A 24,796-nucleotide genomic window follows, 5' to 3' on the forward strand; every position below is an offset into this window, starting at 1 on the left:
GAGATGACAGGAATGGAACCGGTACCCGAAACAGCCAGGGCTGCGCACTCGCCGCTGAAGGCACAGCGCGTTCGTTCGGCGTGGCTTTTCCTGGCGCCAATGCTTCTGGTGCTCGCCGCGGCGGCCGGTTGGCCGCTTGCCCGCACAGTCTATTTCAGCTTCACCGACGCCTCGCTGGCCGACCTCGACGCACGCCAATGGGTCGGCTTCGGCAATTATTTCTCGGTGTTCAGCATGCCGAGCGGGCGGGTCCTCTACGATGGTCTGCTCGTTGATCCGGTCTGGTGGCGTGCCGTCTGGAACACGATGCGCTTCGCGGTGGTCTCCGTGACCTGCGAGACGATCCTCGGCACGATCGTTGCGCTGGTTCTCAATGCCAAATTCCCGGGCCGCGGCATCGTTAGGGCGGCGATCCTGATCCCCTGGGCCATCCCGACGATCGTCTCGGCGAAGATGTGGCAGTGGATGCTCAACGACCAGTTCGGCATCATCAATGTCGTGCTGCTCAACCTCGGCCTGATCAGCAACAAGATCGCCTGGACGGCCAACGCCGACACGGCGATGGCGGCGATCCTCATCGTCGATATCTGGAAGGCGACACCATTCATGACGCTGCTGATCCTGGCCGCGCTGCAGATGCTGCCGAGAGAGATCATCGAGGTCGCCAGGCTCGACGGTGCCAACCCCTGGCAGATCTTCTGGCGGGTGACCTTGCCGCTCATCCGCCCGGCGGTGATGGTGGCGGTGATCTTCCGCGCGCTCGATGCATTGCGCATCTTCGACCTGATCTATGTGCTGACGCCCAACAATGTGCACACCAAGTCTATGTCGGTGTTCGCCCGCGAGAACCTGTTCGAGTTCGACAAGTTCGCCTATGGCTCTGCCGCCTCGACCTTGCTCTTCCTGATCCTCGCTCTGCTCACCATCGTCACCATCCGGGTTGGCCGGGTCAGCCTGGACGGAGGCCGCTGACATGTGGATCCTGAAGCGCACGGCCTTTTACTTGCTGGTCGGCGGAATCGTCTTCGTCGCGGTGTTCCCGTTCTACTATGCCATCGTCACCAGCCTGAAATCGGGAACCGACCTGTTCCGGGCAGATCTGTGGCCGGCGACGGTCAGTCTTGCCAACTACCGGAATGTGCTGACCGAGGGCAGCTTCGTGCGCAATCTCATCAATTCGCTGTTCGTCTCGGGCGCGGTCGTTGCGCTGTCGCTGTTGCTCGGCGTCACATCAGCCTATGCGCTGGCACGCATCCGCTTTCGCGGCCGCTCGGCCCTGCTGTTCACCATCCTGTCGGTCTCGATGTTCCCGCAGGTGGCGCTGCTGGCCGGGCTGTTCGAACTGGTCCGCATGTTCGGCCTCTACAATTCGCTGTTTGCGCTGATCTTCTCCTACATGATCTTCACCTTGCCCTTCACGGTCTGGGTGCTCACCACCTTCGTCCGCGACCTGCCGGTCGAGGTCGAGGAGGCGGCGATCCTCGACGGCGCGACGCCGTGGATCATCATCACGCGGGTGTTCCTGCCGCTGATGTGGCCGGCGCTGGCGACCACCGGGCTGCTGGCCTTCATCGGCGCGTGGAACGAGTTCCTGTTTGCCTTGACCTTCACCTCCAACAACGCACAGCGGACCGTGCCGGTGGCGATCGCGCTGCTCTCCGGCAACTCGCAGTTCGAGATCCCCTGGGGCAACATCATGGCCGCATCGGTGATCGTTACCGTGCCGCTGGTGGTGCTGGTCCTGATCTTCCAGCGCAAGATCGTCTCCGGCCTGACCGCCGGCGGGGTCAAGGGGTGAGGCGGCTGTCATCCTGCGGCGCGTTTTGCCGAGCCGCCCCGAGAATCCTGTAAGTACGAGAATCCGGTAAGTACGAGAATCCTGTAAGTAAAGGAAATGTCCACCAAGGCCACAGACCGGGTCTTGCCGGCAACGGATCGGGCGTTAAGCTTCGGTCTTGCAGTCCCATGGGCGCGGGATCAACTGAAACCGGAGAAACATGATGCGGCTGTTGCTTTCCAGAACCGGCCTCGCCACCCTGATCCTTGCCATTCCGCTCTATGCCGGCACGGCAAGGGCCGATGACTGCGCCAATGCGCAGGACCAGGCGACCATGAACGAGTGTGCGGGCAAAGCGTTCAACGAGGCCGACGCGAAGCTCAACGATGCCTACAGGCAGATCGAGGGCAGGTTGAAGGGCGAGGCGGCGTCGAAGAAGCTGCTGGTCGATGCGCAGCGCGCCTGGGTCGCTTTCCGTGACGCCGAATGCAATTTCCAGGGTGGCCCGCGCGATGAAGCGGGCAGCATGTATCCGATGGTCGTCGCCTCCTGCCAGGCGTCCCTCACCAACAACAGGCTGAAGGACCTGCAGGGCTACCTCAATTGCACGGATGCCGATACGGACTGCCCGGTGCCGGCAGCCCAATAGGGTTCGTCGCCGCTCCGGGAAGGCATGCTGCTTCGTCGCCGTTCTCCGTGCAAAAATGTCGGAACCGATCGTCGCCAGACGTCCTTGGGTCGTAGAGCAACCGCGCCGGGACGCCGGCGCGACGACCAAGGAGACGACCATGATCACCTTCCCCAACGAATCCGCCAGATACCGCACCGCGCGCGAAAAGCTGCTGCAGAAGGAAATCGTGCTGCGCCGCGCCATGGAGGACGTGGCCGAGGCACGGCGGGCACTGCCGCCGGGCGGGCTGATCCGCCAGGACTATGAGTTCGACGGGTTGGACGCCGAAGGCAAGTCCGCAAAGGTGAAACTGTCGGAGCTGTTCGCGCCCGGCAAGGACAGCCTGATCCTCTATAACATGATGTTTCCGCGTCACCCGCAGGAGAAGCGCGATGTAGCCGCGAGCGGCGGCACGGCGAAGCTTGCGCGACAGGACCAGCCATGCCCGTCCTGTACGGCGCTGCTCGACCAGTTCGACGGCGCGGTCGGCCATCTCGAGGCGGCCGGCTTCAATTTCGCGGTGGTGGGCAAGACCGCGCTCGAAAACCTGGTCACGCTCGGCCGCGACCGGGGCTGGCGCAACATGCGGCTGGTGTCTTCAGCTTCCAACAGCTTCAAGCGCGACTACAATGCCGAGGATGCCGACGGCGCGCAGATCCCGCTGCTGTCGGTGTTCCATCGCGACGCTGACGGCATCCGCCATTTCTGGTCGTCCGAACTCGGCTTCGCGCCGCCGGAGCCGGGCCAAGACCCGCGCGCCATCGGCACCTGCGAGATCCTGTGGAACCTGATGGATTTCACGCCGGAAGGCCGGCCGAACTGGCACGAGCAGCTGCAATATGGCGAGGCGTGCTGCCATTGAGGGGCCATCGTTTGAGAAGGGATGTCCGCGCAACCTCGTCGCTTTTACCGCGTTGGATTGTCCGAGGGATAGTTCAAACCCGGAGACATGCCATGAAGACCCTTCTTGTCCTTACCGCGGCGGCAATGCTGGGCGGCGCGCCTGCCTTTGCCCAATCGGCGACGGTCGCGCCGCTTGTCGCCGCGACCAAGGTCGACACTTCGACCTTCATCAAAATGGTGCCAAGCGCCAATGAGTTCGAGATTCAGGCCAGCAAGCTCGCCGAGCAACAGGCGACCGACGCCGATGTCAAGGCGTTCGCCAAGCAGATGGTAACCGATCACACCAAGGCCGGCGAGGATTTCAAGGCGGCTCTCAGCCAGGGCCAGACAACCTCGGCCACCGCACCTTCCGGTCCGGCATTGCAGCCCAAGGAGCAGAAGATGCTCGATGAGCTGAAGAGCACCGGCAGCGGTCAGTTCCAGGCGAAATACATCGAGATGCAGACCAACGCCCACAAGGAAGCCGTCGCGCTGTTCAGCGCTTATGCAAAGTCGGGCGACGACCCGGCGATGAAGGAATTCGCCAAGAAGACACTGCCGACGCTGAAGATGCACGAAAAGCACGTGAAGGAGCTGGCGGTCGCGCACCAGGGTTGAAGGCGGTCCCAGGTCGGCACCCTACGGCGCCCCCCTCTGTCCTGCCGGACATCTCCCCCTCAAGTGGGGAGATTGGCAGCTTCGGCGCCGGCGCTCTTCTTGCAAGGGTGAAAATTTGCGAAGGCCGCAGTGACAGCCAATCTCCCTCCTTGAGGGGGAGATGTCCGGCAGGACAGAGGGGGCCGTAGACTGCCGCGGTGGATGTTGGCAAACCACTGCCGCAAGGTGGCCCTGTTCCTCAGCCCTTCGTGGATTAGACTGCGGCCGCCAATCCGAGGGAGACACCCATGCCCAAGGTCGACCTATCAGCCGTGCCCGTCCGCAAAGGCTCCCGCTACCCCGCACCCTTCGATGCCCCCTGTGCCATCCGCACACGCCAGCGTCTCGGTGACGCCGGCGGCCTCACCGATTTCGGCGTCAATCTGATGACCTTGCCGCCAGGCGGCTGGTCCAGCCAGCGCCATTGGCACAGCCATGAGGATGAGTTCGTCACTGTGCTGGAAGGCGAGCTGACGCTGGTCGAGGATGGCGGTGAGACGCTGCTCAGGGCAGGCGATTGCGCGACCTTCGCCAAGAACAGCGGCAATGGCCATCACCTGATCAACCGCTCGTCGACGACGGCGCTCTATCTGGAGGTCGGCTCGCGCAACCCGGACGATGTCATCACCTGCTCCGACGTCGACATGATGAGCCCAAGCTCCGACGGACGCTTTCTGCACAAGGATGGAACGCCATATCCAGGGCAGGGGTGAGCGATGCTCAGGTCGACCTGATCTGCTCGACCGCGGTTACCAGCAGGTCTTCCATGGCGGTGCGTATCTGAGCATCCGACTGGGCGATGCCTGCCGCGTCGAAATCGGCGCGCACCTTGCGGAACACGTCGTTGTCGCCGGCCTCCTCGAAGTCCGCGTGCACAACCTCCTTCGCATAGGCGTCGGCGTCCGCACCGGATTTGCCGAGCTTTTCGGCGGCCCACAGGCCGAGCAGCTTGTTGCGGCGCGCCATGGCCCTGAACTTCGTTTCCTCGTCCATCGCAAACTTCTTTTCGAAGCCTTCCTGACGGTCTCTCATGCTGCTCATGGTTTGCCTCGTTTTGATGTGAGTCCGGTCTTCAGCCTGGGGGAAAAGCGGCCAAGACGGGCAAGAGTGGCGGGCATGGATGTCATTAGCAAGGCAGGGTCGCCGGTGATTGAGCGGGCGCCTTGCGGCACGGCCTTTCGTCCGATGTGATTTGACCTTGCCTTGCCGTGTCCTACTTCTCGAATGCCTCTGGATGAAACGAGGAGACGAGCGATGCAGTTCAACGGAATTCGCGGTGTCGCGCTGACGGCGGCCGTGATGCTTGCCGCCGGCACCGCGGCCTATGCCCATCATGGCTGGTCGTGGACGCAGGACGGGTTTTTCGAACTCAGGGGCAAGATCACGGCCATCTATATCGGCAATCCGCATGCCACGCTGGATGTCGACGCCGAGGGAGAGGCCTGGCGGGTGGAGATGGCGCCGCCATCCGGCACGATCGCTGCCGGCTTCACGGAGGAGGTTGCCAAGGTCGGCGACGAGGTGACCGCGATCGGCAACCGCTCGCTCGAGGCGACCGAAAAGCGCATGAAAGCGGTGCGCATCATCGTCAATGGGAAGACGTATGATGTCTATCCCGACCGTGTGCCACCGGCCTGAATGGCGGAGTTCCTCGCCGGTATCGAGCAACTCGCCTTCGCGCGTTGGCTGAAGGCTTCCTTCGTTGCCTACCCCGTGGTCAACGCGCTCCACATCATGTCGATCGGCGCGCTGCTGACCAGCGTCGTTCTCATGGACCTCAGGATCTGCGGCGCCTTCCGCTCGCTGCCGCACGCGGCATTCGTCGCGCTGCTGCGCCACATTGCATTGGCGGCGTTCGCGGGTGCGCTCGTCACAGGCTCGCTGCTGTTTTCAGTGAAGGCGAGCACCTACGCGGCGATGCCGATATTCCTCGCCAAGATGACACTCATCCTTGTTGCCGGCGTGAATTTCCTCGTCTTCACGCGCTTCTCCCGCGCAACAGGCAGCGGCGAGCCGGCAGGTGGGACCGTCCTGGCCGTGCTCTCGATTCTGCTGTGGACCTCGGTGCTTTTCGCCGGACGTTTCATCGGTTTTTTTGATTAGAGCGAGCGCCGGCACTGGCGTTCCGCCAGCGCCGGGATAAGCTCCCTGAAGCACTGGGTTGTCACCTACAGTTTTTTTGCGAAGAGGACCCCCACCCCTAGCCCCTCCCCACAAGGGGGAGGGAGACTTCCGTTGACGCTGACCTAGGCAAATCGCCTGTCTTTCGGCGCCAAAGAAGAATTTAAGGGCACGCGGCAGCGTTCCCTCCCCCTTGTGGGGAGGGTTAGGGTGGGGGTCCTTCTTCGCAAGAATCCACATGCGATAGCCCTGCCCTTGGGAGGAGGGTTAGGGGGTCCTCTTCATGAGAACTAAAGCGGCAGCCTGCTGCAAACTCAGGGAGATTTGCCATGAAGAAGGAAGTCATCGAAGTGCCAGTGCTGTCGGCGGCTGTGCGCGGGCTGGGCGTGCCGCTGTCGCTGGTGACCAAAGCCGCCGGGCTGGTCTTCGTGTCCGGCACGCCGCCGCTCGATATCGCGACCGGCAGGCTGGTCAAGGGCGACATTGAAACCCAGACCGAGGCGTCGCTCAAGGCGCTGAAACACTGCCTGGAAGCGGCCGGCACCTCGCTGGACAATGTCGTGATGGTGCGCATCTACGCCGTCAATTCCGGCTTCTACAATGCCATCAACCGCGTCTACGCCAGGCATTTTTCCGAAAACCCGCCATCGCGGACCTTCGTGCCGGTGGCGTCATGGCCGATGGAGTTCGATATCGAGATCGAGTGCGTGGCGACGGGTTGATCTTCCCTTCTCCCCTTGCGGGAGAAGGTGGATCGGCGCGATAGCGCCGAGACGGATGAGGGGTGTTCCAGGGAGCGCCAACGCCTCACTCCGCTGGAACACCCCTCATCCGTCGCCTTCGGCGACACCTTCTCCCACAAGGGGCTAGCGTGCGCGCACATTTGCTTCGGGTTCATATTTGCGAGGCCAGAACGAAGCCATCGACGATTGCGTTGAAGCGTCTGAGGCCGTGTGTGAAGGTGATTGGTCCAGGCGGGCGTTCCTTTTCGTAGCCGTTCCAGCCTCCGAGCCTTGCGATACACCAGGCGGCCCAGGCGAGCGTGTGCATGGGGTGCGGGTTCTTCTGCTTTTGGGTCTTGCCTTCGAGCTTGGCGATGAGCACTTCCAGGACGGTGACCTCGGTGGGATCGAAGAGGCGTGCGGCCTGGAAGGCTTGGCCCGGCGAACCACGCCCGTGCACGAGTTGCATGACCCTGGTGGCGACGACCAGAGCGGCGGCGGCCAGACGTTCGAGCGCATCGCCATCGGCGATGAGACTTTCCTCCAGATCGATGGCCTGCGACTTCACGGTGCGGAACAGCTGTTCGACGATCCAGCGCGAGCGATACATCTCGACGATAGCGATGGCGCCGGCCAGCGTGTTGACGCAATGTGTCGTCAGAAGCCGCCAGATCACCGCGTCCTTGGCCGAAGGTGGATCGATCTCACGCACTTCCACCGCGTTGAGCGTGAGTTCGCGCGGATCGCGACTGTCGGCGCCAAGGCGGGGCTGGCGCAAGTTTACCGCGCTGAAGCGAACGGCCAGTTCAACGGTGCGGGCCGGCCGGCCGGGACGTGCCTGCAGTTCGAAGGCAATGCGGCCGGCTTGCGGGGCCTTGGCGATCGCGCTGAACAGGCGCTCGCCCCGCGTGCCCAAAGCCCGATCCCGTACAGCGCGAATGAGCACATGGGTGCGCTCGTCGGGAAGCCTCGCAAAGACTTCGTAGATATCGGCTTCGCGGTCGCCGACCACCGTCATCTGCGGCGTGTCGGCCAGCGCCTGGCATGCCGCCTTGGCGGTACCGATCCATTTGTAGCTTTCCTTGTCTTCGATAGGCAGCGCCTGGTAGTCATCCGCCTTCTTTGCCTCGCGCCGCCAGATCGTGGCGCCTGCAAGGCCAAGGACCGAGCCGTCCATGGCATCCACGGCCAGCGCCGGATGCACGAACAGCCCGATATCCTTGCCATTGCCGACACGACCGAGACCGCGCTTGCGTGAAGCCTTGGCTTCATAGTTGATCTCGCTGCTGTCCTCGATGATCAGCACGTGGCGGCCGGCAGTCACTTCGGCTGTTCGGGCCGCTGCCGTGCGGATGATCTCTTGCGGGCTCACGTGGCGATTGCGAAACAGGCGTGTGAACGCGACCTTCTCGGCTCGCGTGTCGGCCAACCGGCGCATCCCCGCGCTGACGCGCGCAAACATGCGCTCCAGAACCATGCTCCCCTTTTTTGCAGGCGCAGGTCGCCGAAGTATCCAAGCAACGAAGCCATCGTCGAAACCTCCAGAATCAACCATGGCAGATACAGAATCACATAGGATTCAAACCCTTCAAGCCATTTTGCGACTTCGCTTCTTCACGCTTGACCACAGCACGAAGCAAATGTGTGCGCACGCTAGCCCACAAGGGGAGAAGGGAAGGCGCGCTCCCACGGCAGGGGTGGGCGGCTGGCCCTGGACCATGTGTCGGCGCTGGCGTTCCGCCAATGCCGGGATAAGCTCCCTGAAACAAAGGGAGAATTGCCATGAAGAAAGAAATCATCGAAGTGCCGGTCATGTCGGACAAGGTGCGGGCGCTCGGCCTGCCCTGTTCGACAGCGGTCAAGGCCAACGGCTTCGTGTTCATCTCGGCGACGCCGCCGGTGGACATGGTGACCGGCGAAATGGTGCGCGGCGACATCGAAACGCAGACCGAGGCGTCGCTGAAGGCGCTGAAACACTGCCTGGAAGCGGCGGGCACCTCGCTGGAAAACGTGGTGATGGTGCGCATCTACGCCGTCAATTCCGGCTTCTACAACGCCATCAACCGGGTCTATGCGAAGTACTTCAGCGTCAACCCGCCGGCGCGGAGTTTTGTGCCGGTGGCTTCTTGGCCGATGGAGTTTGATATCGAGATTGAGTGTGTGGCGGTGGCGTGAGGGGGGCATTTGTGCCAACCACGGCGCGGTAACCGTTTAATCTAGCAGAATTCCAGGCTCATTGAGTCGACTTACGCGAAGTATTCGCTGTTAGGAGATGCCTACGCGATGTGTATGCCACTCGACCTCAGTCAAAATAGTTTGGTTGCGATAAGAGCCGCGACAGCTCCGACAACTGCTGATATTATTACGGTGTAGTTTGCCCTACTGCTCGTGTGCCGATCACGAAGTATCGAAATTATATTGAGGTATCTTTCAATCGGAACTGATCCGACATCAGAAATTCTTTCGTCAATTTTATTTTTATTGATTATTTCACCAAAAGACTTCTCTATGTAGGAGATTTTCTCTTTGTAATTGGCCAGAAGCCTCTCAAGACTTATCATTACCTTTTCTATTTCAATTGATATATCATAAACTTCCGGGTCTCCGCCAATTAATATACGACGTATTTTATTTAGAAATGACTCACTGTCTATAATCTTGTCTATTTTTTCTGATATAGAGGAGAAGCTTTCGTGAAACCTGATACTGTCTATTGACGCCTCATAAAATAAGGAAAATTCTTCAGTGAATCTATATCGAATAAGTTCCTTTATGTTTTCAGTTCTGATCCGTTCTGGAATCACAATCGTCATCCCGTCGTAGCCGCGAGACTCTTTCAAAGATATGTCTAATCTGTCCATCTTAGTTCGTTTAACTACAAAGTCGGTGTGAAATGGTGATGGCCCAACCATTTGAAATCTAATTGTCTTGCTTTCTGGATTTGAGTTTTTGAAATGCTTCCACAATATCGAAACAGCGGTAGACGGAGAAGTTTCATCGGCGTCAAGCCAGACGTAAGCAACGGGAACGTCTTCTGCATAATCAATCTCAACAAGAAAATTTTCACTAGTTGTTGGCTCCCGCCAAGAAAGCATATATTCCTTCTGAATTCTCTTTGGAATGTGTATTTCAAATCTCACTAAACAGTTATCTATGTATGGATAAAATATTTCCGAGTCTGAAATGTTTTCTGTTATCAATCCTGGCTTTTCCTCAGCATAAATAGTTGTATTATCGTCAATTACTGCTTCAAACTTCGTTACTAATTTATCTGAAAGAAGGTATTCCTTCAGATCATTAAAATATGTTTCTCGGTTTATTTCACTAGTTGGCCGGAGGCTAGCGAAATGGAAGCATCCAATTCCAAACGTCAGATAAATTTTGTTCTCTAGTCTTCTTGCGGCTGTCCTAGGAACCTTTTGCAGCGCGCCGGTAGCTCCCATTTCGGAAGCAGCCGTGTTGACCTTACCCTTATCCATCTTTTTACCCCCCATTCATTGAGAACGAGGCTACGGACTGACAGAAACATAATCAAGTGTCGTTCTTGAGAAGCAATGCCAGTGGGGTCGCCACAAAAAACTCTTCGCTTGACCGAATACGACTGCAGGGCCGGCATAGATAGTTGACTCATGTCTGTCGGCGGCTCGAAGGGCCGGATGAAGGCAGCACTTTCGCTGGCACGTCGCCTCTGCCCCTCATTTGCCTGCCGGCATCTTCTCCCCGTAGAACGGGGGAGAAGGAAGCTAATCGCCTAAGCAAAATACTCCTGCAGCGGCCTCACTTCGAGGCTCCCTGCCTTCAGCGCCGCAATGGCCTCCGCCACCGCAGCCGCGCCCGATAGCGTCGTATAATACGGCACCTTCTGCATCAGCGTGGCGCGGCGCAGCGACTTGGAGTCCGACACGGCCTTCTGGCCATCCGTCGTGTTGAAGACGATCTGCACCTGGCGGTTGCGGATGGCGTCTTCGATGTGGGGGCGGCCTTCCAGCACCTTGTTTATTTTCTCGGCGACAACGCCGTTTTCGGCGAGGAAGCGGGCGGTGCCAGAGGTGGCCAGCACCTTGAAGCCGAGGCCGGCGAGACGCTTGACCGCGGGCAATATTCCCTTCTTGTCCTCGTCGCGCACGGAGACGAACAGCGTGCCGGAGCGTGGCAGGTCGACACCGGCGCCGAGCTGGCTCTTGGCGAAGGCGAGCGCAAAATCGCGGTCGAGGCCCATGACCTCGCCGGTCGAGCGCATTTCCGGGCCGAGCAGGATGTCGACGCCGGGGAAGCGGGCGAAGGGGAACACGGCTTCCTTGACCGCGATGTGGCCGGGGTTCCTGGGGTCGGGCATGGCGCCGTAATGGGCGAAGGCGTCTTCCAGCTTTTCGCCGGCCATGATGCGGGCAGCAATCTTCGCGATCGGACGGCCGATGGTCTTGGCGACGAAGGGCACGGTGCGTGATGCGCGCGGGTTGACCTCCAGCACATAAACCGTGCCGTCCTTGATCGCGTACTGCACGTTCATCAGGCCGCCGACATTGAGCGCGCGGGCCAGCGCCGCGGTCTGCCGCTCCAACTCGTCGACCAGTTCCGAAGGCAGCGAGTGCACCGGCAGCGAGCAGGCACTGTCGCCCGAATGGATGCCGGCTTCCTCGATATGCTCCAATATGCCGGAGACGAAGGTGTCCTTGCCGTCGCAGAGACAGTCGACATCGACCTCGATGGCGCCCGAGAGATAGGTGTCGAACAGCAGGGGGTTCTTGCCCAGCAGCGTGTTGATCTGGCCGGTCTTGTCGTTGGGGTATTTCTGCTTGATGTCCTCCGGCACCAAGCCGGGCACGGTGTCGAGCAAATAGGTTTGCAGCATGCCCTCGCTGTGGATGATCTGCATGGCGCGGCCGCCGAGCACATAGGACGGGCGCACCACCAGCGGGAAACCGAGTTCGCCGGCGACGAGGCGGGCCTGCTCGACCGAATAGGCGATGCCGTTCTTCGGCTGGCTGAGGCCGAGCTTGTGCAGCAGCTTCTGGAAGCGGTCGCGGTCTTCGGCGAGGTCGATCATGTCGGGCGAGGTGCCGAGGATCGGGATGCCGGCCTTCTCCAGCGCATCCGCCAGCTTCAGCGGCGTCTGGCCGCCGAACTGGACGATGACGCCGACCAGCTCGCCCGACGCCTGCTCGGCGCGCAGGATCTCAAGCACGTCCTCCGCCGTCAGCGGCTCGAAATAGAGCCGGTCGGAGGTGTCGTAGTCGGTCGAGACCGTCTCCGGGTTGCAGTTGATCATGATCGCTTCATAGCCGGCGTCGCGCAGCGCAAACGCCGCGTGGCAGCAGCAATAGTCGAACTCGATGCCCTGGCCGATGCGGTTGGGTCCGCCACCGAGGATGACGACTTTCTTGCGCGACGAGACCTGCGCCTCGTTGGCGAGCGCGCCGGCAAACGGCACTTCATAGGTGGAATACATGTAGGCGGTGGGCGAGGCGAACTCGGCCGCGCAGGTGTCGATGCGCTTGTAGACCGGATGCACGTCGAGCTTTTCACGCGCCTTCTCGATGACCTCGATGTCGGTTCTGGTCAGCGAGGCGAGGCGGGCGTCCGAGAAACCCATCGCCTTCAGCATGCGCAGGTTGACGGCGTCCTGCGGGATGCCGTGCTCGCGGATGCGGGCTTCCATGGCCAGGATGCCGGCGATCTGCTCGAGGAACCACGGGTCGATCTTGCACATGGCGTGCACGTCTTCCAGCGAGGTGCCCATGCGGATCGCCTGCGCCACCATGCGCAGCCGGTCGGGCGTCGGCGTGCCGAGTGCGGCACGAATGGCGTTGCGGTCGTCGGCATGGTTGGCGGTCGCGGCACCGTAACCGAGGCCGGGGATCTCGATCTCGTCGAGGCCGGTCAGGCCGGTTTCGAGGCCGCGCAGCGCCTTCTGCAGCGATTCCTGGAAAGTGCGGCCGATGGCCATGACTTCGCCGACCGACTTCATGGCGGTGGTCAGCACCGGCTCGGCGCCGGGGAACTTTTCAAACGCAAAGCGCGGGATTTTCGTGACGACATAGTCGATGCTGGGTTCGAACGAGGCTGGCGTGGCGCCGCCGGTGATGTCGTTCTCCAGCTCGTCCAGCGTGTAGCCGACGGCGAGTTTCGCCGCGATCTTGGCGATCGGGAAACCGGTCGCCTTTGAGGCGAGAGCGGACGAGCGCGAGACGCGCGGGTTCATCTCGATGACGACGAGCCTTCCGTCCGCAGGGTTGACGGCGAACTGCACGTTGGAGCCGCCGGTCTCGACGCCGATCTCGCGCAGCACCGCGATCGAGGCGTTGCGCATCATCTGATATTCCTTGTCGGTCAGCGTCAGCGCCGGGGCGACGGTGATCGAATCGCCCGTATGCACGCCCATCGGGTCGATGTTCTCGATCGAGCAGACGATGATGCAATTGTCCGCCTTGTCGCGGACGACCTCCATCTCATACTCCTTCCAGCCGAGCACGCTCTCCTCGATCAGCACTTCGGTGGTCGGCGAGGCGTCGAGGCCGGACTGGACGATCTCGTAGAATTCGGCGCGGTTGTAGGCTATGCCGCCGCCGGTGCCGCCCATGGTGAAGGACGGGCGGATGATGGCGGGCAGGCCGACATGGTCGAGCGCCTGGGCCGCGATCGCCATGCCGTGGCTGATGTAGCGCTGCTTGCGGTCGCCTTCGCCGAGGTTCCAGCGAGTCTCCAAGGCATCGAGCGCGGCGTCGAGATCGGCCGGGGCCTCGGCCTTGACCGCGGCGCGCTCGGCCTCATGCGTCTTGCGGTCGGTGTTCTTGACGTCGGTGGCGTTGGCCAGCATCGACTTCGGCGTTTCCAGGCCGATCTTCTTCATCGCCTCGCGAAACAGCGCCCGGTCCTCGGCCTTGTCGATGGCCGTGGCGTCGGCGCCGATCATCTCGACATTGTAGCGCTCCAGCACGCCCATGCGGCGCAGCGACAGAGCGGTGTTGAGCGCGGTCTGGCCGCCCATGGTCGGCAGCAGCGCGTCGGGCCGCTCCTTGGCGATGATCTTGGCCACCACTTCAGGCGTGATCGGCTCGATATAGGTGGCGTCGGCCAGTTCCGGGTCGGTCATGATGGTGGCCGGATTGGAATTGACCAGGATGACCCTGAAACCTTCTTCCTTCAGCGCCTTGCAGGCCTGGGTGCCGGAATAGTCGAACTCGCAGGCCTGGCCGATGACGATGGGGCCGGCCCCGATGATCAGGATCGACTTGATGTCAGTGCGTCTTGGCATGTCATGGTCCGTTCGGCGGGCGGCTTGCACAAAAAACCGGGACGGGAAGACCCGGCCGGTTGTGCTCGCGATTCTGGTATCAGGCTAGGAGGGCCTTATAGGGAAGAGTTTTGACTGATGTAACCCCGAAAATGAGGGATTGCGTGGGCTGCCCCAAACAAGCGCCTCGTTCCTTCGCGCCCCCCTCTGTCCTGCCGGACATCTCCCCCACGAGGGGGGAGATTGGACGTCGCGACCGCTTTCGCCAATTTTCGACGATGAAGGAACGGGGGAGGTGCCAGAACTACCAATCTCCCCCCGTGTGGGGGAGATGTCCGGCAGGACAGAGGGGGGCGCTGTCCTGCCGACGTCCGAAGAGTCCAGCTAATTCCCCAGCGCCAACGTATCCGTGATCTCAAAACGTTCCGACACCCCGACGCGGATCATGTTGAGGCTGCCTTCTTGGGTGAAGCGGAAGTCGCCGGGCGCGTCGGAGCTGGCCGGCTTGCCAGCGACGAAGGAGATGATGCGCGTGCCGCCGTCGGGCCAGGTGACCGTGACGTCGGTCTTGTCGGCGGTGCGCGCGACGCTGACCTTGCAGCGATCCATCGGCTGGCCGACATAGCGGGCGCAGGGAATCTCGTCGGCGGCAGAATCGGGCGGCTGTGACGGCGCGGCGTCCTGGACATCTCCTGAGGTTTCGGTCGCCGCCAGCGCCAAGCCATAGGCATCCTGCATCGCGGCGCGGCCGATTTCGGCGGCGGATTTCGGCATGCTTTCAGTTGCCGGGCCGGCGCCGCCCAACCGCGCCGTCAGGTCGGGTGGCGGCTGAGCAGAAGCGGCGGCCTCAGCGGCGGCTTCGGCCTCCGGCTTGCCCGCCTCATCGCCAGTGGAGGCAACCACCGGCGCATCGGCCGGTTTTGTCTCGCCTTCGACATAGGGGGCCGGATTGAGCGGGATGAGGTAGCGCGCCGGCGCCCATCCGCTCAGCTTCTGCTTGCCCGTGCTCTCGACCTTGCACCATTTGTAGCCGTTGACATCATTGCAGCCGAGATTGGTCACCCTGTCGCCGCCAATCAGCCGGGCCTCGACCTTGGCGACCGGCGATGCGGTGGTGCGGAGATTGAGAAGATCGTCCGGTGCCAGGCCGGTGACGATGGAGATGACGAGGTCCGGCGCCTCTTCGGCCATCTCTTCAGCCATAGTGGGGGCAAGGACCGGCCATGCCGCCATCAGTAGCAGAGCGGCAATCAGCGCATGCAGGGTTGTTCGGAGCGTAACTGTGCGCCTCATCATTTGGCCGTGCGCTGATACCATGCCGCGGCGAGTCGAGCCCGCCGCATGCCCGGCCGGTTTTATAAGGGACGACGCGCCGCCATGTAAGCCAGAAAATTCGACCGCCGTTTCCGCTCTGCCGGCTGTCACCCATGCCGGCCAATTCAGCCTGGAACGCAAGTGCGTTCAGCTGGACATGAACGCAAGTGCGTTCAGCCAGACATGAGCTTGGCTCAGCCAGACATAAATCCGGTTCTGAGCGCGTGGGCCCATTCCGGCCGTCCCGCCTGCTCGGCCTGTCTGGCGGCCGCCTCGTGGTCGTAGTCGACGGCGATGGCCTCGAAACGGTCGGGCTGGCCCGCGCCACCCAAGGTGACGATACCGTAGCGGGCGTGCGGCGAGCCCTGCTCGGAGACATGCGCGGGCGGCGTCGAATCATCATAGGCGGGGCAACCGATGCTGCCGGGATTGAAGATGACCGGACCATCGGGGATGCGGATCAATTCCGCCCGGTGGCTGTGGCCGCACAGTGCGATGCGGCAGGCGGGATCGAGCGGCTTCAGCCGGCGCCGGATCGCCGCCAGCGGCGCGCGCACCAACTGGCCATTGACGATCGTATCGAGCAGATATTTTTCGTCATGGTCGGGCCGGGCATGGAAGGCGATGACGCCGGGCGCGATCTCCAGGGTCAGCGGCTGGGCGAAGAGGACTTCGCGCTGCGCCTGTGTCAGCCGCTCCTGCGCATAGACGTCGGAGGGCCACATGGTGTCATCAGCGGGGTCGGCGGCGACGCGGCGGTCGTGGTTGCCGCGCACCGTCGGCAGGTTGAGCGCCTCCAGCCGCGCAAACGTCTCGCGCGGCCATAGCGGGCCGGAAACACTGTCGCCGAGATTGACGGTCAGGTCAGCACCACCGCGCCGGCGCAGGTCGTCAAGCACAGCGTCCAGCGCCAGCACATTGCCATGGATATCGGCGAGGACGGCGATGCGCATTTTTTGGCGGCTCCGTGGGAATGATTGGTCGGCAAGGCGAACCTTGCAGGATCTGGGTTCCTCGCCCCCGCAAAGCGGGGGAGAGGTGGCCGCGAAGCGGTCGGAGAGGGGGCTCTTTGCGCGTCGAGGAAAAACCCAATTTCTTTGAACGGTTGGGGGGCGTCAAGGTCCCCCTCTCCGTCTCGGCTTCGCCGAGCCACCTCTCCCCCGTTTCACGGGAGGCGAGGAACCCAAGTTCTGCGAGGGCGCAGGTACTTCGTGCCTAGGCGGGGATTTCGAGGTCGTGGCCGCCGACCGCCGGCAACGCCGGCTCAGCGCCGGCCGCGGCAATGACGCTGTCGAGCAGCCCGGGGAAGCGGGCGTCGAGGTCGGCGCGGCGCAGCGTGATCATGCGGTTGGTGCCGACCACTTCGGCGCGGGTGACACCGGCCTCGCGCAGTTTGGCCAGGTGATAGCTCAGATTGGTCTTCGAGCCGAAATCGAGGAACTGGCTGCAGTTCAGCGGCACACCCTGCTTGCTGGCGAGATAGCGCACGATGGCGAGCCGGGTCGGATCGCCGAGCACGCCGAGCACGACCGGCAGGCTGATCTGGTCCGTATTGGGGTGTGGCAAGGTCATGCCTCGAAACTAAGCACAGTCGGGGCCGATTTCAACGCGTCTGTCCTTCTGGTCCGTACACACTGTTTCTCCGTTTCGCGGCCCTGTTGGCCGACTGTGCTGACCGAATGCTGACATGGGGCTGTCAGGAGGGTTCAGCTATTTTCCGCTGGCTTCATTGACATGATGCCCGGTTATGTCCAATTGTTCAATAACCTTTGAACTAAGGACACCCCGCCATGGACAAGCGTCTCTTCTGGCTTGCGCTCGGATCGTTCACGATCTCGACCGAAGGCTTCGTCATCTCCAGCCTTCTGCCCGACATCGCGGTGGATGCCGGTATTTCCATTCCTCTGGCCGGCACGCTGATCACCGCCTTCGCGCTCGCCTATGCGGTCGGCACGCCGATCCTGGCGACGCTGACCGGCGAATGGGACCGCCGCCGCGTCATCCTGTGGACGCTGGTGTTCTTCGTGCTCGGCAACATCGCCGCCGCCTTGAGTTCCTCCTTCGAACTGCTGCTGATCGCGCGCATCGTCATGGCGCTGTCGTCGGGCCTGTTCGCCGCGACTGCGCAAGGAACCGCGGTGGCACTGGTCGATGACCATCACCGGGCGCGTGCCATCGCCGTCGTCGTCGGCGGCACCACTGTGGCCGTAGCCATCGGTGCGCCACTGGGCGCGCTCGTTGCCACCATTGCCGGCTGGCGCGGCACCTTCTTTGCCATCGCCGGCCTTGGCGCGCTTGCGGGCGCGATTCTGTGGTATCGGCTGCCGCAGGGTATCGTTGGCACCAGGCTGCCCTTGAAGCGCAGGCTGGCTGCCGCGCTGCGTCCCGGCGTGATGCCGATCCTGTTGACGACAGTGCTGGCGCTGATCGGCGCCTTCACCGTCTTTGCCTATGTCGCGCCGCTCGCCATCGAGGGCGGCGGGCTCAGCCAGATCGCACTGCCCGGCATGCTGCTCGCCTTCGGCGTCGGGGCCGTCATCGGCAACATTGGCGGCGGCCAGGCAGCCGACCGGTTCGGCGCGACCCGCACCGTCGGTTGGTCGCTGGCGCTGAGTGCCGGCATGCTGGTCCTGCTGTCGGCCATCCCGACCTTCCTGCCGCACCATATTGCCGGGCCGGCGCTGATGGCGATGATGGTGCCGTGGGGCATCGTCGGCTGGGCGTTCCCACCGGCGCAGGCGAGCCGCATCATCAAGCTGGCGCCCGATGCCGCCCCGATCGTGCTGTCGCTTAACGCCTCGGCGCTCTATCTCGGCGTCGCGCTGGGCGCCGTGGTCGGCGGTGCGGTGCTGCGCTACGGCGCGCCGGCCGATCTCGGCCTGGTCGCCGCGATCTTCCCGATCATCGGGCTTGGTGTCATGCTGGCTGGTCGGTGGGTGGCCCGGACGGTCGCCATGCCGGCTGAATAGAACCTTAAGACTTCGCTGCCGGCTCAGCTGGCCGGCGGCAGGTCAAAATCCAGCGCGGCGATCTCATCCAGCGCCGCGCGCAGCCTCTCCGCCTGTTCCTTGCCGGCCACGTCCTCGAAGCGTTGCTGGGCGATTTGCCAAAGCTTCATCGCTTCCTCGAGCTTGACGAGACCTTGCGGCGTCAGCCGCACGCGCTTGATGCGGCGATCCTCCGGATCGGCGAAGGTCTCGACATAGCCGTCGCGGATCAGCGGCTTCAGCGTATGGCCGAGCGCCGACAGGTCCATGATCAGCGAGGCGGCAATGGCGCCCATCGCCGGTTCGTTGCCGATATGGATCTGGTAGAGGAGGCCTTGCTGCGTGGCCTTCAGTCCCGAAGGCGCCATCACATCATCATAAAACTGGCCGAGCTTGCGCGCCGCGCGCCGCAGCGCGGCGTTGTTGCAAAGCGTGAGGCCGGGCAGGGTATCCTTCGACATCATGGGTCCTTGCGCCGGCGAACAATGTCCGGCTGCTCTCCGTCAAATAATCCTCGCTTCGATCATTGACAAGATAGTGGCATATACCTACTTCGCAGTTAGTGGCATATACCACTAAATAAAATCAGATAGCTTTCCGGCAGGGCGAGTCAGATGACCACGGCGCCGGCGGTCGAAACGAACAACTTAAACAGAAGGAACAGCACAATGAGTGGACAGAGCAACAAGGGCACGGCGGTCGTCACCGGCGCTTCGGCGGGCATAGGCGCGGTCTATGCCGACCGGCTGGCGGGGCAGGGCTATGATTTGGTGCTGGTGGCGCGGCGCGCCGACCGGCTCGAGGAACTGGCGGAGAAGCTGCGCTATGCCTACGACCGCAAGGTCAGCGTGATCAGCGCGGATCTGGCCGATGACAATGACGTGCGCCGCGTCGAGCAGGCCATATCAGCCGACGACAGCGTGACGCTGCTGGTCAACAATGCCGGGCTTGGCGGCCAGTCCGTGGTGGCAACTGCTGATGCGAACGCTGCCGAACGCATGATCAAGGTCAATGTCATCGCACTGACGCGCCTGACCCGTGCCGTGCTGCCGGGGCTTCTCGCACGCAACCGCGGCGCCATCGTCAACATCGCCTCGGTGCTTGCCTTCGACACCTCGTTCGGCGGCATCTACAGCGGTACCAAGGCCTATGTCGTCAACTTCACCGAAGCCCTGCACCGTGAAGTCGCCGGCACTGAGGTGAGGGTGCAGGCGGTGCTGCCGGGCGCGACCCGGACCGATTTCTGGGAACTTTCCGGCGGCGATATCGATACGCTTCCGAAGGAGATCATCATGACGGCCGACGATATGGTCGATGCAGCGCTTGTCGGCCTGGCCAGGGGCGAAGCCGTCACCGTGCCGGCGCTTGCCGATGCGGCCAAGCTGGACACTTTCCTCGGTGCCCGGCAGGTCTTCTTCGGCAGCCTGCACGCCGACAAGCCGGCCGCGCGCTACGCGGCTTGAGCTGGCAAGGCTTGGGTTCCTCGCCCCCACGGATGTGGACGGATGTGGGGGAGAGGTGGCTCGGCGAAGCCGAGACGGAGAGGGGGAATGGCGCGACGGTGACCAAATTCTAAAAGGCACCCGCCCTACGAAGCCCCCTCTCCGACCGCTTCGCGGCCACCTCTCCCCCATTTCATGGGGGCGAGGAACCCCGGTTCTGCAAGGCCGTGCCTCAGGCCGTCCGCCACATCGGGATGATCGATGCGGCAAGCACCAGCGCCAGCACGATGTTGAGCGCGCGCCATTGCCGCTCGGTCTTGAGCAGCCGGGCAAGCAGCATGCCGGCCACGCACCACAGCGACAACGAGGCGGCGGCGGCGAGGCCGAAGGTGACGCCTAGCAGCAACGCAAGCTGCATCGGCCCGCTGGCCAGCGCCGCGAACGAGGCCGCGGCGCCCAGCCCCATCGCCCAGCCCTTCGGGTTCATCCATTGAATGCCGGCGCCGCCGAGAAAGCTGTTCGGTCTGGCCATGGTCACATCCAGATTGGGCGGTCCGCTGCGGCCCATCTTGATCGCCAGCCAGACGAGATAGAGCGAGCCGATGACCTTCATCGCCAGTTGCAGCGAGGGCACGGCAAGCAGCAAGCCGGCGAGCCCGGCCGCCGCGGCACCGGTCACGGTGGCGAGGCCGGCGGCGCTGCCGACCAGCAAAGGCACGGAACGGCGAAAGCCGAACTGGGCGCCGGACGCGGTCGACAAGGTCGTGGCGATGCCGGGCGTTGTGGTGGCAACGATGGCAAACAGGATGAGCGGGATGATGGACTCGAGCATGCGGCTTCCTCTGTTCGGAAGTTGCCATCGTAGCCGTGCACGAACTTCAGTAAATGCAATGTTTGCCATGGTTAGCATTAGCAGTCATAATGCATGTCATGATCCGAAATCTCGATATGGCACTGATCCGCACCTTCGTGACCGTCGCCGACAAGGCCAGCATGACGGCGGCCGCAAATGCGCTGCACCTCACGCAGGGTGCTGTCAGCCAGCAGGTCAAGCGGCTGGAGGATGCGCTCGGTTCCGGCCTATTCGAGCGCGACCGGCGCGGCTTGCGGCTGACGCATGCCGGCGAACAGCTGTTCGGCAAGGGAAAGCGGCTGCTGGCCTTGAATGACGAAATCTGGGCCGAAATGGCGGGCACCCCGGTCGCCGGGCAGGTGCGCCTCGGTGTGCCCTACGACCTTGTCGGCACCTTGCTGGCACCGGTGCTGAAGACCTATGCCGAGACCTATCCGCAGGTCGAAATATCGCTGGTCTGCGCCTCGTCGCCAGAGCTGACCGCTGCCCTCGCGGCCGGGACCATCGACCTTGCGGTGATCGAGGAACGCGTCGGCCCCTCGGCCGGCGAGTGCCTTGCCATCGACCGGCTGGTCTGGGTCGGCGCCAAGGGCGGCGTTGCCCGGGCCAAGCGGCCGTTGCCGGTCTCGATCGTCGCCGACACCTGCGCCTTCCGACCGGCGGTGCTGGCGGCGCTCAGCGAGCATGGGCTGGAATGGCGCACCGTGTTCGAAAACGGTAATATCGACGCGACGACGACGACGGTCCGCTCCGACCTCGCGGTCACCACATGGCTCGCCTCCACGGTGCCGGCCGATCTCGACATATTGCCGTTTGACTCCGGCCTGCCGCCATTGCCGAATTTCTCGATCAACCTGCATTTGCCGAGACTCGGAGTCGGGCCGGCAGCGCAGGAATTCGCGCGCCACATCCGCGATGGGCTGGCGCGGCGGCCGCAGGCGGCTTGAACGCCTCGCTCCAGCTTAGCGCCATGTCTCGGCAGTTCTACTTCCAGTTCTTGCGCCGCTCGAGTTCGGCTTCCGATGGCTCTCCCGTGACAAAGGAGCCGACCTTGATTTCGCCCGCGCGCTCGTAGGTCGCCATGATGACGCCGGTGCTGGAGACCTGCGACTTGACAAGCTTGAAGGCGGCCGGCATCGCGCTATCGCCGAACAGTCGTTTGCCCTTGCCCAGCAATAGCGGAAAGATCATCAGCCGGATCTCGTCGATCAGCCCGTTGGCGAGCAAGGTCTGGATCAGATTGCCCGATCCCTGGATGAGCAGGTCAGGTCCATCCTCCTGCTTGAGGCGGCGCAGCGTCGCGACGATATCCGGTCCAAGCGACTGCGTGTTCTGCCAGGTGAGGGTGTCAGGCCGATGCGTCGCCACATATTTGGTCGCGGGGTTGAAGGCGTCCGCGATCGAATCTTTCTGATACGGCCAGTACGCGGCGAAGATGTCGTAGGTTCTGCGGCCAAGCAGCAGGGCGAAGGGCTTGGAGAAGAGTTCATCCATTGCCGCGCCCGCCACCTCGTCAAAGTAATGAAACGTCCAGCCGCCGAACTTGAAGCCGCCGACAGGATCCTCTTCCGGACCGCCGGGCGCCTGCATGACGCCATCGAGGCTGACGAATGTCGCTGCGATGATCTTTCTCATTGTCTGCTCCCTTTAACTCAATCCACGCCGCTGCGGCGGGACTTCAGCCCAAGGACGGGCGAGTGCTCATCGGTCCGACAGGACATGCGAAATTTGGCAAACCACCGTCATTTGCGCGGCCTGGCGTCGAGATTTTTCGATGAAAACCAGACATCGCCGAAGATTGCGGTGGCCGTGCGGTCCGGCGCCTTGTCCTCCACCAGCCAGATCGAGCGGCTGAGTGCGGCCTGCTCGTGCGTCGGGATCGTCGCCGCAGGGTCCGCAACCGAGGCGCCGACACAGGGAATGAACCACGAGCGCATGAACGGATCGCAAGCGAATCCCTTTTCGGTGCGGGTCACCATTACCGCCAGAGGGACACGCTCGGCTGGGCGCCAGGGAAAGATCATGCGGGCGCCTGGTCGCAGCGCCTTCAGCCATCCGGCCGGCGGTGCGGCCACACCGGCATTGACATAGATGATGTCGGATGGCGGCAAGGGCATCGTTACCGCATTGCCATGGACGACGGTCACATTGCCATAGGCTTCGAGATTTTTCCGCGCGAGATCGGCCAGCTTTTCATCGAGTTCGAAAGCGGTGGCGGTGCCGCCTGGTGAAACCAGTCTGGCCAGCACCGCGGTGTAGTAGCCGGTGCCGGCGCCGATATGAGTAACCGCTTCGCCGGGTTTCGGCGCCAGCTTTCCGATCCACATGGCGTGCAGGAACGGCTCGCCATTGTTGATGCCCTTGTCGGCATCGAGCGCTACCAGCACATTCTGGTAGATGTGCGCCGGATCGGCGCTCGGTGTGGTGATCTTGCCGTTGCCGGCGATGATCGTCCATGGCCCGGGACCTAGAAACGCTTCGCGCGGCACCTCGGCGAAAACCGCCTCCAGGCGAGGATCGGGCGAGCCGGCATTGGCCGTCATCAGCCGCGCGTAGAACTTCCTGATGTCTTCGATCCCGGCCATGATGCCGGAAAAGATAGCGCGGATCGCCGATTTGTCGCGGGACTACCCTCTGCGCGGAGGGAGTGATCGATGTCTCGGCGCGGCGGAGCTCAGCCGATCCCGAACATGGCGTCGTAGAGCAGTTTGAAGTTAAGCGACAGGATGACCGCCGCGACCACCCAGGCAAGAGCAGCGACGCCGCGCGGAATGGCGAGGTTGCCCATCTTCTTCTTGTCGGAGACGAATTGCACCAGCGGAATGACCGCGAAGGGCAGCTGCATCGACAGGATCACCTGGCTGAACACCAGCAACTGGCCGGTGCCCTTCTCGCCATAGAGCGCGGTGACGACCACCACCGGGACGATGGCGAGGCCGCGCGTCAAAAGACGGCGCGCCCAGTTGGGGATGCGCAGGCGCAGAAAGCCTTCCATGACGATCTGGCCGGCCAGCGTCGCCGTCACCGTCGAGTTGAGGCCGGAAGCCAGCAGCGCCACCGCGAACAGGATCGAAGCGATGCCGAGGCCGAGCAGCGGCGACAAAAGCTCGAAGGCCTGGCCGATCTCGGCGACGTCATGGTGGCCGGTGTTGTGGAAGGCGACCGCTGACACGATCAGGATCGAGGCGTTGACGAACAGCGCCAGCATCAGGGCAATGGTCGAGTCCGTCGTTGCCCATTTGATGGCGTCGCGCTTGCCCTTGTCGGTGCGTTCATAGGCGCGGGTCTGCACGATCGAGGAGTGCAGATAGAGATTGTGGGGCATGACGGTGGCGCCGATGATGCCGATGGCGATGTAGAGCATCGCCGGATTGGTGACGATCTCCGACGACGGCACGAACATCGCGTGCAGGATCGAGCCGGCCGGTGGGGCGGCGACGAAGATCTGGATGGCAAAGCAGCTGAAGATGATGATCAAAAGCGCGATGACGAAGGCCTCGAGATAGCGGAAGCCCTTGTTCATCAAGAGAAGCACGAGGAAGGCGTCGAGCGCCGTCAGTATCGCGCCGCCGATCAGCGGAATGCCGAACAGAAGCTGCAGCGCAATCGCGGTGCCGATGACCTCGGCCAAGTCGCAAGCGATGATGGCCAGTTCGCAGGCGATCCACAGCACGAAGTTGACCGGACGGGGATAGTAGGCCCGGCAGGCCTGGGCAAGGTCGCGGCCGGTGGCGATGCCGAGCCGTGCCGCCAGCGCCTGCAGCAGGATCGCCATCAGGTTAGACAGCATGATGATGAACAGCAGCGTGTAGCCGAACTGCGCGCCGCCGGCGAGGTCGGTCGCCCAGTTGCCGGGGTCCATATAGCCGACCGACACCATGTAGCCAGGGCCTATGAAGGCGAACAGGCGACGGAACCAGATACCCGAATTCGGCACGGCGATGGAGGAATTGACTTCGCGCAGGCTGGGCTGTTCGTCTTCCTCGGGCCTGGCGAAGCGCCATGAGGAGCGGGGAACTGTGGCTTCGACGTCGGACATGAAGGAGGGCTTTCCGCGAGACTGGTCCATATGGCGTTAAGGTATGCCATGGCTCAACATTATGCAATATGCTATATTTCATTGTTCGTGCTTTTATC

Annotated in this window: 25 protein-coding genes; 13 read left to right on the forward strand and 12 right to left on the reverse strand. The window is 62.6% G+C overall.

Features of this window, described 5'->3' with window-relative positions; genetic code table 11:
• Positions 1-3: 3 nt before the first annotated feature.
• From NKI38_RS10525 to NKI38_RS10550, 6 genes are all read left to right on the forward strand, one after another.
• Positions 4-972 (forward strand): carbohydrate ABC transporter permease, encoded by a 969-nt coding sequence (locus NKI38_RS10525; RefSeq protein ID WP_352657094.1) that lies wholly within the window; start codon positions 4-6, stop codon positions 970-972.
• Position 973: 1 nt separating this feature from the next.
• Positions 974-1,798: a carbohydrate ABC transporter permease gene (locus NKI38_RS10530; protein ID WP_352657095.1), complete on the forward strand. Its 825-nt coding sequence runs from the start codon at positions 974-976 to the stop codon at positions 1,796-1,798.
• 199 nt (positions 1,799-1,997) lie between these two features.
• Positions 1,998-2,426 (forward strand): lysozyme inhibitor LprI family protein, encoded by a 429-nt coding sequence (locus NKI38_RS10535; RefSeq protein WP_352657097.1) that lies wholly within the window; start codon positions 1,998-2,000, stop codon positions 2,424-2,426.
• Between the two features lie 139 nt (positions 2,427-2,565).
• Entirely contained in the window at positions 2,566-3,309 is a 744-nt protein-coding gene (locus NKI38_RS10540) for a DUF899 family protein (RefSeq protein WP_352657098.1), read from the forward strand.
• A 92-nt stretch (positions 3,310-3,401) separates the two neighbouring features.
• Complete coding sequence (locus NKI38_RS10545; protein ID WP_352657100.1) at positions 3,402-3,947, forward strand: DUF4142 domain-containing protein; 546 nt, start codon at positions 3,402-3,404, stop codon at positions 3,945-3,947.
• A 287-nt stretch (positions 3,948-4,234) separates the two neighbouring features.
• Positions 4,235-4,699 (forward strand): cupin domain-containing protein, encoded by a 465-nt coding sequence (locus tag NKI38_RS10550; RefSeq protein WP_352657103.1) that lies wholly within the window; start codon positions 4,235-4,237, stop codon positions 4,697-4,699.
• Between the two features lie 7 nt (positions 4,700-4,706).
• On the opposite strand, the gene NKI38_RS10555 is transcribed toward NKI38_RS10550, so the two are convergent.
• On the reverse strand, positions 4,707-5,027 hold the full coding sequence (locus NKI38_RS10555; protein ID WP_352657104.1) for a DUF1476 domain-containing protein: 321 nt from the start codon (positions 5,025-5,027) through the stop codon (positions 4,707-4,709).
• Positions 5,028-5,240: 213 nt separating this feature from the next.
• Here NKI38_RS10555 and NKI38_RS10560 point away from each other — a divergent pair, with 213 nt between their 5' ends.
• From NKI38_RS10560 to NKI38_RS10570, 3 genes are all read left to right on the forward strand, one after another.
• Entirely contained in the window at positions 5,241-5,624 is a 384-nt protein-coding gene (locus tag NKI38_RS10560; RefSeq protein WP_352657105.1) for a DUF6152 family protein, read from the forward strand.
• Positions 5,625-6,089 (forward strand): DUF6644 family protein, encoded by a 465-nt coding sequence (locus tag NKI38_RS10565; protein WP_352657107.1) that lies wholly within the window; start codon positions 5,625-5,627, stop codon positions 6,087-6,089.
• Positions 6,090-6,436: 347 nt separating this feature from the next.
• The gene (locus tag NKI38_RS10570) at positions 6,437-6,829 is read left to right on the forward strand and encodes a RidA family protein (protein WP_352657109.1); all 393 of its coding nucleotides are present in this window, start codon (positions 6,437-6,439) and stop codon (positions 6,827-6,829) included.
• Between the two features lie 172 nt (positions 6,830-7,001).
• Here NKI38_RS10570 and NKI38_RS10575 read toward each other — a convergent pair whose 3' ends face one another.
• Positions 7,002-8,291 (reverse strand): IS4 family transposase, encoded by a 1,290-nt coding sequence (locus NKI38_RS10575; RefSeq protein WP_352657111.1) that lies wholly within the window; start codon positions 8,289-8,291, stop codon positions 7,002-7,004.
• A gap of 320 nt (positions 8,292-8,611) precedes the next feature.
• Here NKI38_RS10575 and NKI38_RS10580 point away from each other — a divergent pair, with 320 nt between their 5' ends.
• A complete protein-coding gene (locus NKI38_RS10580; protein ID WP_352657114.1) occupies positions 8,612-9,004 on the forward strand; it encodes a RidA family protein in 393 nt (130 codons plus the stop codon).
• A gap of 131 nt (positions 9,005-9,135) precedes the next feature.
• On the opposite strand, the gene NKI38_RS10585 is transcribed toward NKI38_RS10580, so the two are convergent.
• The 5 genes from NKI38_RS10585 to NKI38_RS10605 form a co-directional block, all read right to left on the reverse strand.
• Positions 9,136-10,308, reverse strand: coding sequence for a hypothetical protein (locus NKI38_RS10585; RefSeq protein ID WP_352657116.1), 1,173 nt, complete (start codon positions 10,306-10,308; stop codon positions 9,136-9,138).
• A gap of 272 nt (positions 10,309-10,580) precedes the next feature.
• Complete coding sequence (carB, locus tag NKI38_RS10590; protein ID WP_352657117.1) at positions 10,581-14,084, reverse strand: carbamoyl-phosphate synthase large subunit; 3,504 nt, start codon at positions 14,082-14,084, stop codon at positions 10,581-10,583.
• 363 nt (positions 14,085-14,447) lie between these two features.
• Positions 14,448-15,359, reverse strand: coding sequence for an SH3 domain-containing protein (locus tag NKI38_RS10595; protein WP_352657120.1), 912 nt, complete (start codon positions 15,357-15,359; stop codon positions 14,448-14,450).
• 212 nt (positions 15,360-15,571) lie between these two features.
• The gene (locus NKI38_RS10600; RefSeq protein WP_352657123.1) at positions 15,572-16,330 is read right to left on the reverse strand and encodes a metallophosphoesterase family protein; all 759 of its coding nucleotides are present in this window, start codon (positions 16,328-16,330) and stop codon (positions 15,572-15,574) included.
• A gap of 262 nt (positions 16,331-16,592) precedes the next feature.
• On the reverse strand, positions 16,593-16,949 hold the full coding sequence (locus NKI38_RS10605; RefSeq protein WP_352657125.1) for an ArsR/SmtB family transcription factor: 357 nt from the start codon (positions 16,947-16,949) through the stop codon (positions 16,593-16,595).
• A 218-nt stretch (positions 16,950-17,167) separates the two neighbouring features.
• On the opposite strand from NKI38_RS10605, the gene NKI38_RS10610 reads away from it, so the two are divergent.
• On the forward strand, positions 17,168-18,346 hold the full coding sequence (locus NKI38_RS10610; RefSeq protein ID WP_352657127.1) for an MFS transporter: 1,179 nt from the start codon (positions 17,168-17,170) through the stop codon (positions 18,344-18,346).
• Between the two features lie 23 nt (positions 18,347-18,369).
• Here the strand turns inward: NKI38_RS10610 and NKI38_RS10615 are convergent, their stop codons facing one another.
• A complete protein-coding gene (locus NKI38_RS10615) occupies positions 18,370-18,825 on the reverse strand; it encodes a MarR family winged helix-turn-helix transcriptional regulator (protein ID WP_352657296.1) in 456 nt (151 codons plus the stop codon).
• A gap of 207 nt (positions 18,826-19,032) precedes the next feature.
• Between NKI38_RS10615 and NKI38_RS10620 the strand changes: the two genes are divergently transcribed.
• Complete coding sequence (locus NKI38_RS10620; protein WP_352657129.1) at positions 19,033-19,827, forward strand: SDR family NAD(P)-dependent oxidoreductase; 795 nt, start codon at positions 19,033-19,035, stop codon at positions 19,825-19,827.
• A gap of 211 nt (positions 19,828-20,038) precedes the next feature.
• Here NKI38_RS10620 and NKI38_RS10625 read toward each other — a convergent pair whose 3' ends face one another.
• Complete coding sequence (locus NKI38_RS10625) at positions 20,039-20,638, reverse strand: LysE family translocator (RefSeq protein WP_352657131.1); 600 nt, start codon at positions 20,636-20,638, stop codon at positions 20,039-20,041.
• A gap of 98 nt (positions 20,639-20,736) precedes the next feature.
• On the opposite strand from NKI38_RS10625, the gene NKI38_RS10630 reads away from it, so the two are divergent.
• Entirely contained in the window at positions 20,737-21,606 is an 870-nt protein-coding gene (locus NKI38_RS10630; RefSeq protein ID WP_352657299.1) for a LysR family transcriptional regulator, read from the forward strand.
• A 37-nt stretch (positions 21,607-21,643) separates the two neighbouring features.
• On the opposite strand, the gene NKI38_RS10635 is transcribed toward NKI38_RS10630, so the two are convergent.
• From NKI38_RS10635 to NKI38_RS10645, 3 genes are all read right to left on the reverse strand, one after another.
• Positions 21,644-22,294 (reverse strand): dihydrofolate reductase family protein, encoded by a 651-nt coding sequence (locus tag NKI38_RS10635; protein WP_352657132.1) that lies wholly within the window; start codon positions 22,292-22,294, stop codon positions 21,644-21,646.
• A gap of 107 nt (positions 22,295-22,401) precedes the next feature.
• Positions 22,402-23,244 carry a protein-L-isoaspartate O-methyltransferase family protein gene (locus tag NKI38_RS10640; protein WP_352657135.1) on the reverse strand — a complete coding sequence of 281 codons (843 nt, stop codon included), beginning with the start codon at positions 23,242-23,244 and terminating at the stop codon, positions 22,402-22,404.
• Positions 23,245-23,333: 89 nt separating this feature from the next.
• The gene (locus tag NKI38_RS10645) at positions 23,334-24,698 is read right to left on the reverse strand and encodes an Nramp family divalent metal transporter (protein WP_352657137.1); all 1,365 of its coding nucleotides are present in this window, start codon (positions 24,696-24,698) and stop codon (positions 23,334-23,336) included.
• Positions 24,699-24,796 lie beyond the last annotated feature (98 nt).

Origin of the sequence: Mesorhizobium sp. M0621, from assembly GCF_040320745.1 — a bacterium.
GTDB lineage: Bacteria > Pseudomonadota > Alphaproteobacteria > Rhizobiales > Rhizobiaceae > Mesorhizobium.

What these genes read in the sequence shown, in the direction of transcription:
- NKI38_RS10640 (WP_352657135.1), bottom strand. Translation starts at nt 23,244, where the DNA reads ATGGCCGGGATCGAAGACATCAGGAAGTTCTACGCGCGGCTGATGACG.
- NKI38_RS10560 (WP_352657105.1), top strand. Translation starts at nt 5,241, where the DNA reads ATGCAGTTCAACGGAATTCGCGGTGTCGCGCTGACGGCGGCCGTGATG.
- NKI38_RS10575 (WP_352657111.1), bottom strand. Translation starts at nt 8,291, where the DNA reads ATGTTTGCGCGCGTCAGCGCGGGGATGCGCCGGTTGGCCGACACGCGA.
- NKI38_RS10525 (WP_352657094.1), top strand. Translation starts at nt 4, where the DNA reads ATGACAGGAATGGAACCGGTACCCGAAACAGCCAGGGCTGCGCACTCG.
- NKI38_RS10610 (WP_352657127.1), top strand. Translation starts at nt 17,168, where the DNA reads ATGGACAAGCGTCTCTTCTGGCTTGCGCTCGGATCGTTCACGATCTCG.
- NKI38_RS10635 (WP_352657132.1), bottom strand. Translation starts at nt 22,294, where the DNA reads ATGAGAAAGATCATCGCAGCGACATTCGTCAGCCTCGATGGCGTCATG.
- NKI38_RS10545 (WP_352657100.1), top strand. Translation starts at nt 3,402, where the DNA reads ATGAAGACCCTTCTTGTCCTTACCGCGGCGGCAATGCTGGGCGGCGCG.
- NKI38_RS10535 (WP_352657097.1), top strand. Translation starts at nt 1,998, where the DNA reads ATGATGCGGCTGTTGCTTTCCAGAACCGGCCTCGCCACCCTGATCCTT.
- NKI38_RS10625 (WP_352657131.1), bottom strand. Translation starts at nt 20,638, where the DNA reads ATGCTCGAGTCCATCATCCCGCTCATCCTGTTTGCCATCGTTGCCACC.
- NKI38_RS10555 (WP_352657104.1), bottom strand. Translation starts at nt 5,027, where the DNA reads ATGAGCAGCATGAGAGACCGTCAGGAAGGCTTCGAAAAGAAGTTTGCG.
- NKI38_RS10595 (WP_352657120.1), bottom strand. Translation starts at nt 15,359, where the DNA reads ATGATGAGGCGCACAGTTACGCTCCGAACAACCCTGCATGCGCTGATT.
- NKI38_RS10630 (WP_352657299.1), top strand. Translation starts at nt 20,737, where the DNA reads ATGATCCGAAATCTCGATATGGCACTGATCCGCACCTTCGTGACCGTC.
- NKI38_RS10550 (WP_352657103.1), top strand. Translation starts at nt 4,235, where the DNA reads ATGCCCAAGGTCGACCTATCAGCCGTGCCCGTCCGCAAAGGCTCCCGC.
- NKI38_RS10565 (WP_352657107.1), top strand. Translation starts at nt 5,625, where the DNA reads ATGGCGGAGTTCCTCGCCGGTATCGAGCAACTCGCCTTCGCGCGTTGG.
- NKI38_RS10540 (WP_352657098.1), top strand. Translation starts at nt 2,566, where the DNA reads ATGATCACCTTCCCCAACGAATCCGCCAGATACCGCACCGCGCGCGAA.
- NKI38_RS10600 (WP_352657123.1), bottom strand. Translation starts at nt 16,330, where the DNA reads ATGCGCATCGCCGTCCTCGCCGATATCCATGGCAATGTGCTGGCGCTG.
- NKI38_RS10530 (WP_352657095.1), top strand. Translation starts at nt 974, where the DNA reads ATGTGGATCCTGAAGCGCACGGCCTTTTACTTGCTGGTCGGCGGAATC.
- NKI38_RS10620 (WP_352657129.1), top strand. Translation starts at nt 19,033, where the DNA reads ATGAGTGGACAGAGCAACAAGGGCACGGCGGTCGTCACCGGCGCTTCG.
- NKI38_RS10570 (WP_352657109.1), top strand. Translation starts at nt 6,437, where the DNA reads ATGAAGAAGGAAGTCATCGAAGTGCCAGTGCTGTCGGCGGCTGTGCGC.
- NKI38_RS10580 (WP_352657114.1), top strand. Translation starts at nt 8,612, where the DNA reads ATGAAGAAAGAAATCATCGAAGTGCCGGTCATGTCGGACAAGGTGCGG.
- carB (WP_352657117.1), bottom strand. Translation starts at nt 14,084, where the DNA reads ATGCCAAGACGCACTGACATCAAGTCGATCCTGATCATCGGGGCCGGC.
- NKI38_RS10615 (WP_352657296.1), bottom strand. Translation starts at nt 18,825, where the DNA reads ATGTCGAAGGATACCCTGCCCGGCCTCACGCTTTGCAACAACGCCGCG.
- NKI38_RS10605 (WP_352657125.1), bottom strand. Translation starts at nt 16,949, where the DNA reads ATGACCTTGCCACACCCCAATACGGACCAGATCAGCCTGCCGGTCGTG.
- NKI38_RS10585 (WP_352657116.1), bottom strand. Translation starts at nt 10,308, where the DNA reads ATGGATAAGGGTAAGGTCAACACGGCTGCTTCCGAAATGGGAGCTACC.
- NKI38_RS10645 (WP_352657137.1), bottom strand. Translation starts at nt 24,698, where the DNA reads ATGTCCGACGTCGAAGCCACAGTTCCCCGCTCCTCATGGCGCTTCGCC.